23 protein-coding genes and 1 pseudogene are annotated in these 16026 nt (G+C 52.1%); 17 read left to right on the top strand and 7 right to left on the bottom strand.

Annotated features, from left to right (window positions below; all coding sequences use genetic code 11):
• The first annotated feature begins 105 nt into the window (after positions 1-105).
• A complete protein-coding gene (locus FHC51_RS02295) occupies positions 106-690 on the top strand; it encodes a tyrosine-type recombinase/integrase (protein WP_255584730.1) in 585 nt (194 codons plus the stop codon).
• A 257-nt stretch (positions 691-947) separates the two neighbouring features.
• Here the strand turns inward: FHC51_RS02295 and FHC51_RS02290 are convergent, their stop codons facing one another.
• The 3 genes from FHC51_RS02290 to FHC51_RS02280 form a co-directional block, all read right to left on the bottom strand.
• On the bottom strand, positions 948-1820 hold the full coding sequence (locus FHC51_RS02290; RefSeq protein WP_114388507.1) for a RepB family plasmid replication initiator protein: 873 nt from the start codon (positions 1818-1820) through the stop codon (positions 948-950).
• A 522-nt stretch (positions 1821-2342) separates the two neighbouring features.
• Positions 2343-2582, bottom strand: coding sequence for a plasmid partition protein ParG (locus FHC51_RS02285; protein WP_114388506.1), 240 nt, complete (start codon positions 2580-2582; stop codon positions 2343-2345).
• A 52-nt stretch (positions 2583-2634) separates the two neighbouring features.
• Positions 2635-3252, bottom strand: coding sequence for a ParA family protein (locus FHC51_RS02280; RefSeq protein WP_114388505.1), 618 nt, complete (start codon positions 3250-3252; stop codon positions 2635-2637).
• A 347-nt stretch (positions 3253-3599) separates the two neighbouring features.
• Here FHC51_RS02280 and FHC51_RS02275 point away from each other — a divergent pair, with 347 nt between their 5' ends.
• The gene (locus tag FHC51_RS02275) at positions 3600-3905 is read left to right on the top strand and encodes a Lar family restriction alleviation protein (protein WP_114388504.1); all 306 of its coding nucleotides are present in this window, start codon (positions 3600-3602) and stop codon (positions 3903-3905) included.
• A gap of 38 nt (positions 3906-3943) precedes the next feature.
• On the opposite strand, the gene FHC51_RS02270 is transcribed toward FHC51_RS02275, so the two are convergent.
• Positions 3944-4264 (bottom strand): hypothetical protein, encoded by a 321-nt coding sequence (locus FHC51_RS02270; RefSeq protein WP_114388503.1) that lies wholly within the window; start codon positions 4262-4264, stop codon positions 3944-3946.
• Between the two features lie 128 nt (positions 4265-4392).
• On the opposite strand from FHC51_RS02270, the pseudogene FHC51_RS02265 reads away from it, so the two are divergent.
• The 4 genes and pseudogenes from FHC51_RS02265 to FHC51_RS02250 all read left to right on the top strand — a co-directional run.
• Positions 4393-4961: pseudogene (locus tag FHC51_RS02265) on the top strand (IS3 family transposase); the annotation flags it as partial.
• The gene (locus tag FHC51_RS23150; RefSeq protein ID WP_375373802.1) at positions 4844-5593 is read left to right on the top strand and encodes a type II toxin-antitoxin system HigB family toxin; all 750 of its coding nucleotides are present in this window, start codon (positions 4844-4846) and stop codon (positions 5591-5593) included. The pseudogene FHC51_RS02265 and the gene FHC51_RS23150, both read left to right, overlap by 118 nt.
• The gene (locus FHC51_RS02255) at positions 5590-6006 is read left to right on the top strand and encodes a type II toxin-antitoxin system HigA family antitoxin (RefSeq protein WP_114388500.1); all 417 of its coding nucleotides are present in this window, start codon (positions 5590-5592) and stop codon (positions 6004-6006) included. The genes FHC51_RS23150 and FHC51_RS02255 overlap by 4 nt, the downstream gene beginning before the upstream one ends.
• Positions 6007-6094: 88 nt before the next feature.
• Positions 6095-6334, top strand: a complete 240-nt coding sequence (locus FHC51_RS02250; protein WP_114388499.1) for a hypothetical protein — start codon at positions 6095-6097, stop codon at positions 6332-6334.
• A 316-nt stretch (positions 6335-6650) separates the two neighbouring features.
• On the opposite strand, the gene FHC51_RS02245 is transcribed toward FHC51_RS02250, so the two are convergent.
• The gene (locus FHC51_RS02245) at positions 6651-6830 is read right to left on the bottom strand and encodes an MbcA/ParS/Xre antitoxin family protein (RefSeq protein WP_114388498.1); all 180 of its coding nucleotides are present in this window, start codon (positions 6828-6830) and stop codon (positions 6651-6653) included.
• A gap of 880 nt (positions 6831-7710) precedes the next feature.
• Between FHC51_RS02245 and FHC51_RS02240 the strand changes: the two genes are divergently transcribed.
• The 11 genes from FHC51_RS02240 (at position 7711) to FHC51_RS02190 (ending at position 13380) form a co-directional block, all read left to right on the top strand.
• The gene (locus tag FHC51_RS02240) at positions 7711-8364 is read left to right on the top strand and encodes a VRR-NUC domain-containing protein (RefSeq protein WP_220434819.1); all 654 of its coding nucleotides are present in this window, start codon (positions 7711-7713) and stop codon (positions 8362-8364) included.
• Positions 8361-8951, top strand: a complete 591-nt coding sequence (locus tag FHC51_RS02235) for a hypothetical protein (protein WP_139157132.1) — start codon at positions 8361-8363, stop codon at positions 8949-8951. The genes FHC51_RS02240 and FHC51_RS02235 overlap by 4 nt, the downstream gene beginning before the upstream one ends.
• A 439-nt stretch (positions 8952-9390) precedes the next feature.
• Positions 9391-9597, top strand: coding sequence for a hypothetical protein (locus FHC51_RS02230; RefSeq protein WP_220434818.1), 207 nt, complete (start codon positions 9391-9393; stop codon positions 9595-9597).
• A complete protein-coding gene (locus tag FHC51_RS02225; protein ID WP_220434817.1) occupies positions 9590-9910 on the top strand; it encodes a helix-turn-helix domain-containing protein in 321 nt (106 codons plus the stop codon). Before FHC51_RS02230 ends, FHC51_RS02225 begins: the two co-directional genes overlap by 8 nt.
• Before the next feature lie 421 nt (positions 9911-10331).
• Positions 10332-10745: a hypothetical protein gene (locus FHC51_RS02220; RefSeq protein WP_104677968.1), complete on the top strand. Its 414-nt coding sequence runs from the start codon at positions 10332-10334 to the stop codon at positions 10743-10745.
• Between the two features lie 23 nt (positions 10746-10768).
• The gene (locus tag FHC51_RS02215) at positions 10769-11209 is read left to right on the top strand and encodes a hypothetical protein (RefSeq protein WP_146090762.1); all 441 of its coding nucleotides are present in this window, start codon (positions 10769-10771) and stop codon (positions 11207-11209) included.
• Positions 11206-11742, top strand: coding sequence for a hypothetical protein (locus FHC51_RS02210; RefSeq protein WP_104677970.1), 537 nt, complete (start codon positions 11206-11208; stop codon positions 11740-11742). The genes FHC51_RS02215 and FHC51_RS02210 overlap by 4 nt, the downstream gene beginning before the upstream one ends.
• Positions 11743-11899: 157 nt before the next feature.
• Positions 11900-12175, top strand: a complete 276-nt coding sequence (locus tag FHC51_RS02205) for a type II toxin-antitoxin system RelE/ParE family toxin (RefSeq protein WP_104677995.1) — start codon at positions 11900-11902, stop codon at positions 12173-12175.
• An 80-nt stretch (positions 12176-12255) separates the two neighbouring features.
• On the top strand, positions 12256-12630 hold the full coding sequence (locus tag FHC51_RS02200; RefSeq protein ID WP_104677971.1) for a helix-turn-helix domain-containing protein: 375 nt from the start codon (positions 12256-12258) through the stop codon (positions 12628-12630).
• 6 nt (positions 12631-12636) lie between these two features.
• A complete protein-coding gene (locus FHC51_RS02195; RefSeq protein WP_104677972.1) occupies positions 12637-13137 on the top strand; it encodes a hypothetical protein in 501 nt (166 codons plus the stop codon).
• A 9-nt stretch (positions 13138-13146) separates the two neighbouring features.
• Entirely contained in the window at positions 13147-13380 is a 234-nt protein-coding gene (locus FHC51_RS02190; protein ID WP_104677973.1) for a hypothetical protein, read from the top strand.
• 753 nt (positions 13381-14133) lie between these two features.
• On the opposite strand, the gene FHC51_RS02185 is transcribed toward FHC51_RS02190, so the two are convergent.
• Together FHC51_RS02185 and parM are read right to left on the bottom strand one after the other, a co-directional pair.
• Positions 14134-14562 carry a hypothetical protein gene (locus FHC51_RS02185; RefSeq protein WP_104677974.1) on the bottom strand — a complete coding sequence of 143 codons (429 nt, stop codon included), beginning with the start codon at positions 14560-14562 and terminating at the stop codon, positions 14134-14136.
• Positions 14559-15422, bottom strand: coding sequence for a ParM/StbA family protein (gene parM / locus FHC51_RS02180; RefSeq protein ID WP_255584969.1), 864 nt, complete (start codon positions 15420-15422; stop codon positions 14559-14561). Before parM ends, FHC51_RS02185 begins: the two co-directional genes overlap by 4 nt.
• Positions 15423-16026 lie beyond the last annotated feature (604 nt).

Genomic DNA, 16026 nt, shown 5'->3' with positions numbered 1-16026 from the left:
GCAGAAACGAAAGGCCGGGGTTATCGCTGAAGCTAATCCTGAGTAAACAAGGTGGATCAATATTAAACCGTTGGTGGTGGCGGTAAGTGGATCACTTTTTACCCGTTGTTGACAATTAACACGCTGTGGAACACCGGCGCACGCCTCAACGAAGCACTGGCACTCAGAAGAAGGGACTTTCACCTCAATGATGAGATCCCGCACGTGGTGGTCCGTACGGCTAAACAACGCCGCACAGCTGGCGGTCGCCCGAAAAAGGGAAAAAGTGCGAACCGGGTGATCCCGCTGTCAGATCCCGGATACGTGGATGAAATGCGTCGGCTGTTTGCGAGCACGCGGGAAAGATTCGAGGACGACAAGCTAACAGGTGAACGCCGGGCCATGCCGGTCTGGGGCGTTACCGACCGCACGGTGCGCAACTGGCTTGAGCGTGCCGTCGAGGCAGCAGAACGGGACGGGGTGAGATTCAGTATTCCGGTCAGCCCGCACACGTTCAGACACAGCTTCGCGATGCACCTGTTATATGGCCATGTTCATCCGAAGGTTCTCCAGGGCCTGATGGGGCACGAGAAGTTTGAGTCGACTGAGGTGTATACGAAAATTTTTGCGCTCGATGTGGCCGCCAGTCAGCAGGTCCGGTTCTCACTCGATACTCAGGATGCGCTGCAGCTCCTGCGCGGCAATCGTTAGCCTTGTTCACGTTAAAAATGGCTTAACTAACATCCAACGGAAAGCGGTCACTATCATAAATGGGCGGGAGCATTCATAACTGGCGGTTACTTTCATAACATGATCATAGATAAGGTATCGCTGCGTTCATAAAACTCGGCTCATCTGACCGGCGTAAAGCCCTCAGAATAGACTGCACTTATGAAAACGACCGCTTTTAATTGGAATATTATGAATATGACCGCCTTGTAGCGTCATTGTTATGAATGTGACCGCCTTCACGCGACGGTCAACGCGAGTCGCGGCGAGCGGTTATGAACAATGAACATGATTTCCCGACCTTTTTTGGTTTCGTTGTAATCAAGATAACCAATGCCCTTCAGATCCTTCATCGCACGTCGTATGGTTGAATTCTGGTCTTTAACCTGAGATTCCATAGCAAGCCTTTCACGTAGACGCTTCATAGAGACGTACAGCGTACCTGCTGGCATGCTTTCGAAATAGACATAGAGAGATTGAGCAGACTCCTTACGTGAGAGTGCCGAGAGTGCTTTCAGACCAAGCAGAACCTTATGATCGTAGCGATATAATTCCCAGAGGCTTGGGTCACCGACTAATTCGACCATATTAGTATCCATGTCCAGCTGGGCACGCTGCACAAGGTGGGTAACGAGGCTGCGCTTTCCATCCTGGCTACGAAACGAGAGAGTAACGCTGGACAGATTAAACAGCGCCTCACTTAACCGGTTACGGGCACGCCCATTGATGTCTGTTGGCCGGAGGCCGCACATCCTCGCAAACTCAGAGAACGGCAGACAAATTTTATCCGCAGTATATCCGTACTTGGAGAAAGCAGAAATGATGCCAATCCAGGTTTTAAAGTCAGTTGACATGCCGAGCTTTGCGCCCTGAATTTTGATGTTGGTATAGCCTTCCTGTCGAGCCACCTCCAGGCTGGATAGTTCTTCAGAAGCATCAATCAGAAAATCGCGTTTTCCCTTTTCCTTTGGCGACACAGGAGTAAACACGCTAAGACGTAACAGAGCTACAGGCTGAACTGTCTTATTACTGTTCGGAGTCAGTTCATAACTTTCTCCAGAATCTTTCTTGTTGATAGCAAAAGGACTTTGCTGCGCTTCAGAATTTTCCATTTATCCACATCCAGTGAGTAAAAGCAGCCATGATTATGATAGTAACCGCATCTAGGTTATGAAAATAACCGCCTCAGTTATGAAAGTAAACGCTACGGTCATGAAAGTAACCGCTTTTCTTATGAAAGTAACCGTCAGGATCCTATTTTTTTAATTATGGATCATATGCTTATAGAAAGGGTGATCTCTTTTGTACTTACATGATCTATATATTGATCTGAATAATTGATCTATCCGTTGGATATGTGGATAAAATTGATAGTAATCATGATGCTACAGAAGCATATGCAAGGTCGTGTTTCGAGCGTAAGTGCTACCTTAGATCCTTAAGCAATTGCGCTTCCTCGCCTGTTCGCGGGCAAACCCGGTCACAGGCTGTGGCGAGCACTACGATTGTATCCTTCGAACCGGACTCGTAGTTCTTGGTTTGTTAACTAACATTGACCATAACCCAATTTAGATAAGCGTAGACAAATAGCCCGATGAACATTTGAGTAAATGAGTTTAGGAGTAAAATCTCATTTACTCATTATCTTTTAGCCATGCATCGACAAGGTCATTCATCACGTCAGAAATCGATGCTCCTTTTCGAGCACATGCGGCTTTCAGTCTTTGATGTTTATCTTCTGGCATGTTGAAGTTCACACGCTTTTGTACAGCCGCGGGAGCTGTCGAAATGACTTTATTTAAGTCTCTGTTTTCACCGAAAGTCATCACCTTTGCAGGTGGTGGCTGATTGCGATTCTGCTTTATTAAACTCATCGAATTACTCCAATACACATTTACTCATTTGAGTTTATGTGTAAATGTGTATTTAATCAACTAACTTGAGGATTTCACCTGCCAGAACTTCTATCTCGCCTTTCGCTGCACCATCGTTGGTATCAAATACAGTTTCGCCATCAAGCACAGATTTAACGTAGCTCTGCCGCTGCGTGATTGCAGTCTTTAAGGAAGCGATACCTGTTGCAGCGATACTTTCCCGTAACACAGTGAGCATTGTTGCTTGCTCGATTTTGCGAGTAATAAGGAAACGGCATTCTACCGGTCTGTTATACGACTGTGCTTCAAGAACACTGATAACTGCACCCGAGGCAGAAAAATCAAGAGGTGACGGCGTAACCGGAATGATGACCAAGTCACTAACCATCACAGCAGCTGCAGTTATAACAGAAAGAGCGCCAGCACCATCGATGATGACATAGTCATAGTCCGCCAGTTCTTTTCTGATGGTATAGACATCTTTCTCAGATGCTGCAGTAAAAACATCGAAGTTTGCTTTTTCTGCTTTGTTCCAGTTAGCCAGGCTTTGCTGTGGATCTGTGTCGACAACTGCTACGCGATGTTTTTTTGCAATGCTGGTACTAACGTTGATTGTCACGGTAGTTTTACCGCTTCCGCCCTTAGGATTCAGAAAAGAGATAACTTTCATTTAGCGCCTCATTTTTCATTACATTTACTCTCATGAGTAAATGAGTATTTACTGTTATGAGTTTTTGAGTGCCAACCTTATCGCATCACAATGAATGTGTAAATGAATAAATGTGTTTTTACTCATTTGAGTTTTTGAGTAAACCCTATTTAAACGTTCCTGCTCGTTTTTTAGTGTTGTGACTAAGATTCTTCCCAGCGACTGGCATGGATCGCAATTAATACTGCACTGAATACATTAAGATTGTATTGTTGGCAGGACGGGCTAGAGAAAAAATTGAGTCCGCGCTCTGTAAAATTTTGGCAGACAGGTTGGTTGAAGTAACACAGCGATAGGAGAACATAATAATGTGTGGCAGTGCTGAAAAAATTCAAATTTATGGCCTTCCCGGTGACTATAGCGGGAGCTATTCGGATGACGGTTCACATTATGGTCACACCCTCAAGCCATGCCCTTTTTGCGGGGAAAAAGATAACTTGGAACTCAGCAATATCACCAGCACTGCAGTGTTTTGGATCGAGTGTTGCTGTGGGGCATCAATGAAAGGAGAATATCACGAAACGGCATCTTTGATGCGAACAGAGGCGGAAGCGCTTTCAGAGTATGAAAAGGCAATGCAATCAGTAGTTAATGATTGGAATACTCGGAAGTAATAACGAAAGCCCCGTCCAAGCGGGGCTACATCTGGATGCTATATTGGCCAATCTGGTGAAGGGGCGTCGCTGGGAAAACCACCAGAATTATCCAGGCGGCCTCTAACCTCCTGATAAATCCTCTGTTCGCCTTTTGCTAGTTCAAATAAATAATTTGCCCGCGAGACCGACATGTTGATCGCAGACAAATAGTCATAACCCCTTTCCATTAGCAAAGTTGTCGTTTCATCTACAATAGCTTTTAAGCCGTACTGATTAGCGGCCATAAGAAAATGATAAAGCTCTTTATGTGCATTAAATGCCAGACGATTAGCCATTATGCTGTCACGGACAAACTCTCCAGTACCACGTAAAGACATATGACCTCCAGCTGATAGACATACATAGTTCTCAGGGGACCAGTGTTTGGCATCACTGGGAAAAATGAATCGCCACGGGTTTAACAGACACCTCAGAGTCATTTAAGATGGCTTAAAGAGAGGTGCCCATGAGCGGTAAGCGTTATCCCGAAGAGTTTAAAATTGAAGCAGTCAAACAGGTTGTTGATCGTGGTTATTCTGTTTCCAGCGTTGCAACACGTCTCGATATCACCACCCACAGCCTTTACGCCTGGATAAAGAAGTACGGTCCGGATTCCTCCACTCATAAAGAACAGTCAGATGCTCAGGCCGAGATCCGCCGTCTCCAGAAAGAGCTGAAGCGGGTTACTGACGAACGGGACATATTAAAAAAAGCCGCGGCGTACTTCGCAAAACTGTCCGACTGAGGTACGCCTTTATCCGTGATAACGCCCGTTGCTGGCCTGTTCGCCTGCTCTGTCGGGTGCTGGATGTTCATCCCAGTGGCTTTTACGCATGGCTTCAGCAGCCGCATTCACAACGCCATCGGGCAGACCTGAGACTGACAGGACAGATTAAACAGTTCTGGCTGGAATCGGGATGCGTCTATGGTTATCGCAAGATCCATCTGGATCTGCGGGACAGCGGGCAACAGTGCGGAGTCAACAGAGTCTGGCGACTGATGAAACGTGTCGGGATAAAGGCTCAGGTCGGATACCCGATTCGGCGTTGAAGGCGCTGCTGGGGGGCCTCACTGAAGAGGACAACCGCCTGCTGATGGTGTCCGAAGCGTACCTGAACGAGGGCTATTTCTACGACACGCAGCACGCCCCTATGGATGAGTATTACTATACCGTTCGCAGCAAGGCGACAGAAAATCCGCTGGTACCTGCGTCCTGGTGCGAGAGGGTCGCAGCCGAACTTTCCCCGGAGCTCTACCGCCCCCACAAAGGGCGGTTTTTTGTGCGCATAAAGTTGACCATTAGGCAACAAAAAGATATTCTGTTGACATACAGACAACACAGAGCGCTCGAAATGCACTTAATTTCAAGGAAGACGATCAGGGAGGCAGCAGAAAAATTTCCGCGCGCGGCTGCTGAGCTTATCGAAATGGCTAAGACGATAGAAAAGGGCTCTTTCGCAACGCCGGAAGACCTAAGAAAATTTTTCCGCTCGTTGGACAACCATAAGGATCTGAATAGACACTACATTATCGATATCGGTCATAACGAATGGCGAGCTGTTTTGAAAATCGACTTTGTTAATCAAATCGTTTTCGTAAAAGGTATTTTTACTCATAAAGAGTATGACGTATTCAACGCCAAAGCGAAGAAAGGAAAGATAAAATGAACATGCCAGAAATCACTAAAGCAGGCGCGGCGCTTTTTGCCGTTGCGCCTTTCATCGCTGGGATTCATACCGAAGAACAGCACGCCGCCGCGCTGGAATTTGTAGAAAATCTTTTCGACGCGAACGATACAGACAACCCACTCTTTGAGATCGTCGCTGCGAAAATTAAAGAATACGAAAGTACCGCGCCGGAATATGCAGAATTTAACGCGCGATTAGCCGCGATCCCTACAGGCGTTGCGGTATTACGCACTCTTATAAGCCAACATGATTTAACATTCTCCGACTTACCGGAGATTGGCGGAAAATCGATGGTATCTCGCGTGCTTAAAGGCGAGCGTAAATTATCATTAGACCATATCAAAGCGCTGGCAGCGCGCTTTGGAATTTCACCTGCGCTTTTCATCGATTAAGAACAGAGCAGCCTATCTTGTAAACCACCTTGATCTACACCTTCATAAAAAATACTGTATATAAAAACAGTAAAAAGGAGCGTAGATCATGGTCCGCCGATACGAAATTCATAGCGCATTTGTCGCAGCAATACATAACAATCCGAAGGGTTTTCAGTGTGTGCGCACTGACGATTTCATCAGCCAGCTGGCGAAAGTTCACTGGCACTTCAACTGGCAAGACGCCAACAACTGGATAGAGCAAAACCAGACGTTTTTCGTCGATAAGACACCCGATGACAGCCAGAATAAACTCTGGATGCTGCGTACTATGGGGAGGGTGCTCTGATGGCCTTCGCATCACCCGCTAACGACTACGTAGAGAGCAGGCTCACTCCAGAGAAGATCTGCGGCGTTGGCATCGACACCCAAATACTGGATATCTCAACGGGCTTTGCGGTGATTGAGCCCATCAGCCAGCTCGTTAATGGGCAGGTGTTGTTGGTGCTGTCTGGAGGCCGTACCCAGTTCGCCTGGGTAATGGGGAAGTCGCTTATATTCAATGACGGCGAGACGATGGAAGGGAGCGCTGCAGAGGAAGTGAATGGACTTACTTCATCAACCGTGCGGCCAGTGATGAGTGCCCCGTGTAGGCCCGCAGAGGCTCAGGAGTACACACCGTGCTCCAGACGAGTGATCAGTTTCATAACCTCATCGGTCCCCGCTTCGGACGCCATCAACTCTGATGGCGTCTTCCATTTCAGGGCCCTGTTAGGCTGACTCATCCAATTTTGTGCTTCAATCTCGTTGCCTTCAAACAGCGCGATCACTCGATCAATGTTCATGGCTCATCTCCGGTTCGTTACTTCAGCATAAGCAGGGCGGGCGTTAAACGGTAATGTTGGTGGCTGTTTTTCCATAGCTCCGCTACTCCTGACGAGCATCACAAAAAAGCGACGCTACAAGCCAGAAGTAGGCGAAACCGTGCCAGCTTTGAGATACAGGTAGTTACCCGCCTGCGCTCCCCTGATTGCGTCCTGACATCACACCCCGTCTCATTTTGCAGCCGGATATCCGCTCTTTCTCCTCGGTGGCGGTATCGCACTCCTCACCTGTTCCGGCACTGCTTGACCTACTGGGTGCTCGCTCCAACGCTGGGCCTTGTAATCAGACTCCCCGTCTGGCCCAGGCTAACGCGTCCACGCGCGGACTTATCTCTCCACTCCACGTCGCGCAGGCACGGTAAATCGCCGCCAAAGGCGTTAGCCAATGCGGTAACTGGAACCAGGGAGCGGAAAAATAGTGCGAGGTGATGGGAAATTTTCCCATATTGCTGCTTTAATCGGCTTGAACATATGCCTTAAGGCAGATACACTGACTTTACATTATGGTGACTGGTCCGCTCCCACGGTTCAGTTACCCGGCAAATGAGTCCTGAGAAAACTCATTTACCCGATTAAACCCCGCGCCTGAGAACGTGGGGTTTCTTCGTTTCAGGGACATACAGTATCCTGGTATCGCTTCGCCTGGAAGATCATTTTAGGGATCCCGGATCAAATTTTTCGCTCCTATTGTCACTTTTTCACCACTTTTTCCCTCCCTCACATCAAGACGCCTGAACTCTTTTTAATTAACCTGAATCTAAGTCATTCTTTTGGGCGCGTCGGTTGTTTTAATATCCTAAGACAGTAATTAAATTACATAATCATGAACGATGGAGAGTGAATGGCACGGTTCGGGGAAGACTTTCTGCAGACACAACTAGAACGCCGTCAGAAGTGGGCCGAAAAGGGCCTGCGCAGCGGCTCCGGAAAGAGCTTCAATCTGTCGAACCCGACCAGCAAGCCCTCCAGCAAAAAGAAGGTACAGCGCCCTGTAGGCGCGCGCCTCGGTGACCCGGGCTACGTTTCGCCTCATGCCGTGGCAATGGCCATGCTGGCGAAGAAGCCGGACCTACGGAAAGGGAACCAGGAGTATTACGAGCAGGTCGAATTGTTCGCCCGTATCGAGGTCGCAGACCCGGAGCTGTATGCTCTGACCAGTGCGATCCCGAACGGGGGTTACCGCCCAGTAAAGACGGCAGGCATGATGACGGCCAGCGGCCTGAAAAATGGCTACCCTGATGTTATGGTCGATATGCCGCGTGGTGTATATCACGGTTGCCGTCTGGAACTGAAAGCGAAGGGCGGGCGTATCAGCGAAGCGCAGATATTCAAGCTGCGCCTGCTGGCCGAACAGGGCTACTATTGCACGCTGGCTGAAGGGGTGGAGGAGGCATATCAGTTGCTTATGCAGTATCGTCACCTTGCCCCGGGTGAATCCATACCGACGTGGCCGCGTAATGTTGCCTGGGCAGAAAAGGAGAACAACGAACAGTGAAGATGACAAGCAAGCGCGCCGATATCGTCCGCGCCCTGAAGAGCGGACCAGCGGAGTACCTGATGATCCGCCCGATGGCCAGCGTGCCCGCACACCGCCGCCAGACCCTGCTGTCCGGAGCGAAGCTGGTGGTGCTGATGGACGGCGAAGCCCAGGAGCCCAAGGGCGTACCTGCAGCCAGCGCCATGGCCGCGCACGGACTGATTGACGCGGGCTACCTTGTGGAAGTGAAACCGGGCGTACTGCGCTGGGGTCACCTGTATATGCTGAGCGATAGCGGTAAGGCTCTCGATCTGCAGAATGCCCCGACTGACCGTCTGGGCTGGGACTGTAACCAGGGGCCGCGCATTTTCCGCCGGGACCTGGAAGCGATCGCGGCCGGGTACGGCGCCAACGTGCTGTTTAACAATACCCGCCACTGGTGGGAGCTGGCGATCCCGGGTGAGGGCGTGCGCAAGCGCCGGGTGATGCTGACTAACACGAAGAACCAGCCGATCGCCAAACTTGGTGACCTGCCGCTGAGCGCCTGGCGTGAAGTGATTGACCGTGTGGCCGTGCAGAACGGGCTGGAAAAGAAAACCGACTGACGTTAAGGGGGGGCCATTGCGGCGCCCTACCCCCCTCAAACATCCTAACGATTTTCTGTTGCGCAAATCAATGGGTTTAACGCGAGGGAAATAATAGCGATTCAGATCGTAAAACGCCGCAAACCGGGTCCGGTTCGCCGCCGGAACCATAAAAAGGAAGCGGACTATCAGCGGGATCGTCGTGAGCGTGAACGTCAGTTGGGGATCCTCGAGCTGCGCGGACTGCGTATCTCACTGACCGAAAGAAAGATGCTGGACGATTTGGTGGATGTAACGAGGTTCAGCAGCCGTGGTGAATTGTTGATGACCCTGGCGCGCCGTGAGGCTGACCGGCTTGGGATGGATTATCGGGTTAGCGGGGAAGTGCTGTGATGCAAATGGAAAACACAAAATGTCAGGCCCTGCTGGAGCTGCTGAATAGCCACCAGGACCAACTGGCGTGGCGCGCCTGTTCGGCTGGGGTAACAGCCGCGTTTTACGCCTGATGACGGCTCTGAAAAAGGCCGTGCTTATCGAACCTATTACGAACCGGCCGGGTGAGTTCACGGCGAACGTGGAGGCGCTGGTGGATGGCCTGCCGCAAAACATCGTTGAGCTGGTTACCGATGTGATGTTCAACGACAAGATCGGGGCCAGTTATGAGTGAGTTGATCACCTGCACAGATTGCGCGGACGCGGGCTGCAAAAGTGCGTTCATCAACGGCGGCCGGGACTTATCTAAGCACCGCTATGGTGCGGTGACCTGTTTCCGCTGTGAAGGCAAGGGAAAGGTACCGGCGCAGGCCCTGCGCTGGGCTGAGTACGGCCAGATTCTGAAAAGTCGCCGCACCCGGGCGGGCTTTACGCTGATGGCCGGCGCCGAGGCGCTGAAAATGACCCCAGCGGCGCTGTCAGCTATCGAACAGGGCTACGCTCCCGCGCCGGTGACCCTTCGTGAGGCTAACAAGCATGGCCGCTGACAAGGTGCGTAGCAGGGCCGTGTCTGTGCGCACCAGCGCCGTGCCCTGTGACGATTGCACACTGTGCTGCAGGGGGACGCGATCAGCTTGCGCCCCGAGCTCGGAGAAGACGTGAGCCAGTATCAGACAAGCCCGAACTGGCCGCCCAGGGCATCCGGATGCTGGCGCACAAAGAGGATCTGACGTGCGTATACCTCACCGACGCGGGCTGTTCCATCCACGGCCGCGCGCCAGTGCTGTGCCGGGAGTTTGACTGCCGGGCGCTCATGAAGGCGCTGGGGCCCGAGAGAGCAGTGTGGGCGATAAAGCGCGGAATGCTGAGCCCTGAAATTGTACTGAGGGGACATGAGCTGATCCCCACGCTGTCAGTGTGAAGCTGGCCAACCAACTATTCGCAATGCAAATCTACCGGGAAGATTAAATGGATAAGCCTAACAACAACGAAAAACACAAACCCATCCTCGACTTTAACGCCGACGAGGACGCCGTGTCCCGGCTGCATAAGCTGACCATGGAAATGCAGGATCTCTGCACGGCGCACAACATCCCGATGGTGGCGGGCTTCTGTATCGAGGTGCAGGACGGGCTTCACGGTATTGTGCTGAGCTCCTACATCGACAGCCGCAAAACGCCAGCCCCTATGAACATGCTGGGCGCCGTTGAAATGCTCAAGTCGGAACATATTTCCCCGGAGCTGGTTAAGATGCTGGAAGTGCGCAACAACAGCGCAACCCCGTGTGACTGCGAGTCCTGCCGTGCGCGTGCTGAGAGTGAACGCGAAGACGAGTCAGATAGCGATCTGCGCGGCGCAGCGCCGGGCGTAGTGCTTCATTGATGGGCGGGGAGAAGGTGGAAGCGATGAAACTGAGTAATGATCAGGTAACGGAGCTGATGGCCAGCGCCGATCCTTATGTTCGTCTTATGGCCAGTGAGCTGATGGCCCACCGGATAGACGAACCGGCGACGTGCGCCGAGGTGGCGCTGCTGCGTGAGGAAAACCAGTACATCCGTATGCGCTTTAAGGAGTCGGATCTGCTGTTTGGCAAGATGATACTGGCCATGCGTGCGGCCATCATTGAAAGCGAGCACGGCAAGGGTGCAGAGGCCGGGATCGAGTGGCTGATCGATGCCCTCGAAGGCCCCGGCGAACTGCCACCAGCCAACGAGACAGACGCGCGGGTGTACTTTGAACGCGAACTGGTGTCCATAGACGCGGAAATGGATGTCTGTTTCGACTATTTCCAGGCCCGCCAGAAGAAGATCATCGCCGCACAACAGGCGCAAGGAGAGAAGGCATGACATGCGAGCACATTAAGCCGCTGGTGGATGAATACGAGGGACTGCTGGCAGGCATTCAGGCGAAATGCTCAGGCTTTTCAGCGGATAGCGTCGTGCGCACGGTGCAGTTCATCCGTCAGTTCACCGCTGAGTATGCCGCCCTGCTGGAGGTGACGCCGCTCGAAGTGCTGGCGGCGGTCGAGAAGGCGCGGGACTACACAGCCCCGAACTACTACCAGCAGTCCAATTTCCCTAGCCTCAAGGGTGTGACGGTGTTTGCCAGCCTTGGCGCATTGCAGGCGGCGATCCCCAGCAAGCAATTCCGTTGCCCGTGCTGCAGTGGCGTAACCAGCGACCCCTACACCTGCAACAGCGGCGAGAAGAGGAAGGATGGGGCGGTCTGTAACTGGACGAGCTACGGCCTGTTCGGCACGCTCGGTAAAGGCTTGCGTGTGCTGGTGAAAGACGCCTTCATGTCCCAGCCCCGCGTGCATGAGATTTTCATGCCGCTCGAGCTGGAGGCTGCTCCCCCGGCTGACGCCACGGCGACCTGACTCAGAGCCTCTGCGGAGGCTTTTTTTGTGCCAGTTGCGGGTGATGAATATCACCATATAACTATAAATATAACTAAATATGTTTGCACATAACTAAATTCTGTTATATTGGACTCATCCCACGAGGGATATGTTCTTTAAAAACATGGAGAGGCAAATGCCTGAAATTGTCTGGACAGGTAAAGCCACTAAACAACTTCTAAAGCTCCTTACCGCTGACGGTGACGCGATAGAGGAGGGGGTGGAAGAACTGCAAAAGTGGCCGAACATTCCACACCTGAACGTGAAGAAGCTGACGGATGACAAGAAAGGGCGGTGGCGGTTAGCAGTAGGCAACTACCGGGTACTCTGGACGGTAATCAAAGGGGAACCCGTGATTATCGAGGTGCTGGAAGTGCTGAAACGAACTACAACAACCTACAAAAAACGCTAACAGGAGCGGCGGGGAAACCCGCCGGAACCTGCCTCTCCATGAATTGCCGGAAACTGAATCTCCCTAAAACGAGAGTAATCATGAGCAAAGTACAATATGTGACCGACGAAAACGGCAACCGGATCAGCGCCATTATTCCTATCAGCCTGTTTAACCGGCTGGTGGCACAAAGCGATCTGGACGAGCTGTATGAATCCGTACCCGCTGAAGCGGGCGAAAGCGACGATGAGATGTACCCTCACGAGGTTGTCAAGCTGCACCGAAAGGAGGGCGTACCCATGCACGTTGCCTGGCGCCTGTTCCGGGGGCTGTCGCAGGAAGACGTGGCCAAAGAGCTGGGCATCACACAAGCTGGTGTCTCGAATATGGAGAAGCGCAAGAAACCCCAGAAGACCACGCTGGAGAAGCTGGCGGCGCTGTATAACTGTCGCGTTACCCAACTGGTACTGGAGTAAGCGCCAATGGCTACGTTTGATGATGCACAACGTATGGAGCGCCTTTACCCGGATACCTTCGCCGCACCTGGCCAGACCGAACTGGATTCGGTTGTGGTCGGGTCAAGCGTGAAGGTCTGCGTAGAACGGGAGCGTTTCTGGGTGGCGGTGACGGCGGTCGAGGGTGACACCGTAACGGGGCGTATCAACAACGATCTGGTGCATACGGCCAAACATGGCCTGCGCGACGGGGATAGCGTCACCTTTGAGAAGTGTCATATTTACGACGTGCTTGATGAGGAACGCGATCAGCTGCTCGCCGCCACACCGTTTCCGCACGAGGAAGGGGAAGCTATGTGCCAGCATATCGCCAGTGAGTTTCATGCACGGGGTGGGAAGGCCGATCCTGCCGTCTCTGCGGCGCTGGTAAAGGAGTTCTACGCCTGGGCACGCTTACACCCGGAGATCAGCCAGCAGGGCGTGATGGTCATGCAAATGCGTATCTCGCACCTGTCGAAAAGTCACTGAGGAGAACAGATGGAACAGGAAATACCGCTCTTCCCGTGGAGTATGCCGTTTGATCCGTCGCAGGAAACCTACATTCATGATGGAGTGTATGCCCGGTTCGACGGCTACCAGGTCTGGATACGCACCGATGCGGGTGACTCTATCGCGCTGGATGACGCGACGCTGGGCTTGTTGCTGCAATATCGTGGACGGGTGGAGGACGTGCTGAAAAAGGCGGAGAACCCGCCGGAACCGGCACATTAACCCAATAAGAAAGGCGCCCGAAGGCGCCTTTTGTTTTCGTATCAGTCAAAAAACTTACTGATTTGTTCTAAAAGCTCGAGCGCCAGTTTTGCAACGACGATCAGGCCTTTCAGAACGATGATTAATTTACTAATCATACGTACCGCCAACGATGCGGAGGGAGAGCACCGACGTCTACTCCAAATGGCCTGTTACATCGGTTTTTTTCTCTTACGTGTCAGCTAAAGAGAGCACTCCAACCTATGAGAGCACTTTGTATCGCGGTACCACCCGTTCTACAAAGCCAGGACTTTTAGATGTGTTTTGTATCTAAACGTCGTTTGCCGCGACCAAAATATTCGCGTATCATTTTTCCTGTCAGCTAAAGAGAGTACCCCCCGGTTGAGTTACCAGCTCATCCGGAACCGCAAAGACCCGACCTTACCAGTCGGGTTTTTTGCGTCTGGTCTTTCTAACTCTATGACTGACAGTGATTATTCTAAAGGAGTTTATTTCCTGAACAAGAGTTGATTTTGAGGTTAAATTGAGGTTGTCAAGCAATAAAAAATCGCAAGTGCCCGTACCGTAAGGCCTGGATGTCATGTCAATATTTCAGAAAAAAAAATGAATTTTTGATCGACTGCTGATTTCTTCAGCTTTTGTGTCAAAAAGCGCGTCAAACCTAAGCTCTATCGGTGTCAAAAGCGAAGTTTTCCCGTCTAAATTTTAAAAAAAAAGGCCCCAAAAGGAGCCTTATTTATGCTGGTAGATTGGTTACTGGCCGATCTTCGGCAGAGCTGGTCTGTGCGCAGGAGCTTGCTTCGTTTCTGCTGGTGGCGTCTGCACCGTTTGAGGCGCGTGTTGCACCGGTGCTTCCTCCGCAACCGGAGTAACAGGTTTCGCGGTTACCACGTCACTTTCTGTCAGGCTGGTGGGCGCCTGACCCAGCAGGGCCAGCAGCTCATTGATCAGGATGTTCCGACGCACCGATGGCGTACCGGCCAGATACGCAGGGTGCTGATCCAGCATGATGAGCGTATCCAGTACGCCACACTCTTTAAGCAACATCCCGCCCGCAACGCACTGCGTAACCAGCAGGCCCTTACCTGCGGTACCTGCTTCATACAGACGAGAGAATCGGCCATGTACGTTGTCGGCCTTCGGCATCAGCACGTATTTCGCGGAACCCAGTTTAGTGGTCATGCAATACCCCTTACGGCCAGAGCGGTCGCCGCGTCATCCATTAAGCGATCGGCATCGGCCTGCAGCAGCAATTGCACGCCGCGCACGATAGCCAGGTGAGGCTGTTCCGGGATGTCTACAGAGTGATGCCAGCGGCTCGCCTGCTCGCGCAGCCAGTTCGCGCCGCCTCCCACGAATACGATCCGGTCCAGCGTGTTCATCTGGCCGCGTGTCAATTCGCGGATATCGGCCTGCAGCATGTTGTTGAGGTATTCAGCAGCCTCTGTAACCAGATCAGAAACGTCGATACGGGCGGCAATGGCCTGCGGGGTTTCCAGTGAGGAACCGATGTAACCACGGCTGATCACGGCCTTCACGTCCGAGTCTAGCATCGACTGCACGTCTTCAATGTGACGTTCGCGCGCCAGCAGGGTGCGGAAGTGGCTAACCATCAGGTGAACGCCGTGTTCATGGGTGCTGAAGTCCACGATCTCGTCGCCGGTGCTGATGATGGCGTAATCGGCGGTAAACTCGCCCAGGTCAACGACCAGCGTCTTATGCTCTTCCGGGTAGGACTGGTTACCTTCCTCACGGGTGGCGCAGTAGTAATAGGCTGGCAGGGCTTCCGGGTAGACGGTTACGGACAGGATGACCGGGGGCTCATACGCGCCGTACACGTTGGTGCAGCCGCCCATGAGGTTGTCTTTTTTGGCCTGAATACGGGCCAGGTTAACCGGCTGCGAGGCGTCGCCGCGGTTATAGAACTGTTCCACCGGCAGGGTGCAGCCAACCACGCACGCCACGCCGCCCAGATTCGCTTTAGACATCGTATCAACGGCCAGAACGCGGTTCAGCTGGCCGAGCTGGTAGGCCGGATCCAGAGTAGTCAGTGGTTGGTCGGGTTACGACGCACGGTAAAGCGGTTGCCTTCAGCGGTTTCCCAGACGCTGTTGCTCATATGGGAGGAACCGAACCCGGCGGAGGCACCTTGCTCGATCAGTGAGGGCTGGTGGGTTTCATACAGGGCACCTTCAGCGTCATGGAACGAACAGGCGATGTTGCCGCTGCCGTCGTCTAATGCTACCAGCGCAATAAATGGCGATTCCGGGTTAGGATGTTCTGCCGCTGCTTTAATTTTTTTTAACGTTCATCTTCTTTGCTCCTTGATGTCAGATGAGGCTGATAAGCCAGACGACATGATAGCCGTAAGTGGCTCTCAAAAGAACCTATTTTCCCCTAAAAAACCTGAATAATAATTCGCGCTGCAGATGTCTTCACGTCACGCCTGGATTTTAAGGTACTGAAATTTCCTCAAATGGCTAAAAAGGGGCAAAAAAAAGCAAACAGGGATTTTGTGGTATTAATATGGGTCGATTGTACGCTTCATATGCGACCGAACCGGTGCCTGTTTTTGTTACTGGTTTACATAACAATAGATAGGCAAAATCGTTAGGATGTATGTGGGCGGGCGTAACAGAGGCGCGG

Source organism: Leclercia sp. EC_58, from assembly GCF_019584355.1.
Taxonomy (GTDB): Bacteria; Pseudomonadota; Gammaproteobacteria; order Enterobacterales; family Enterobacteriaceae; genus Enterobacter.
This window is presented reverse-complemented; position numbering and strand designations above follow the sequence as displayed.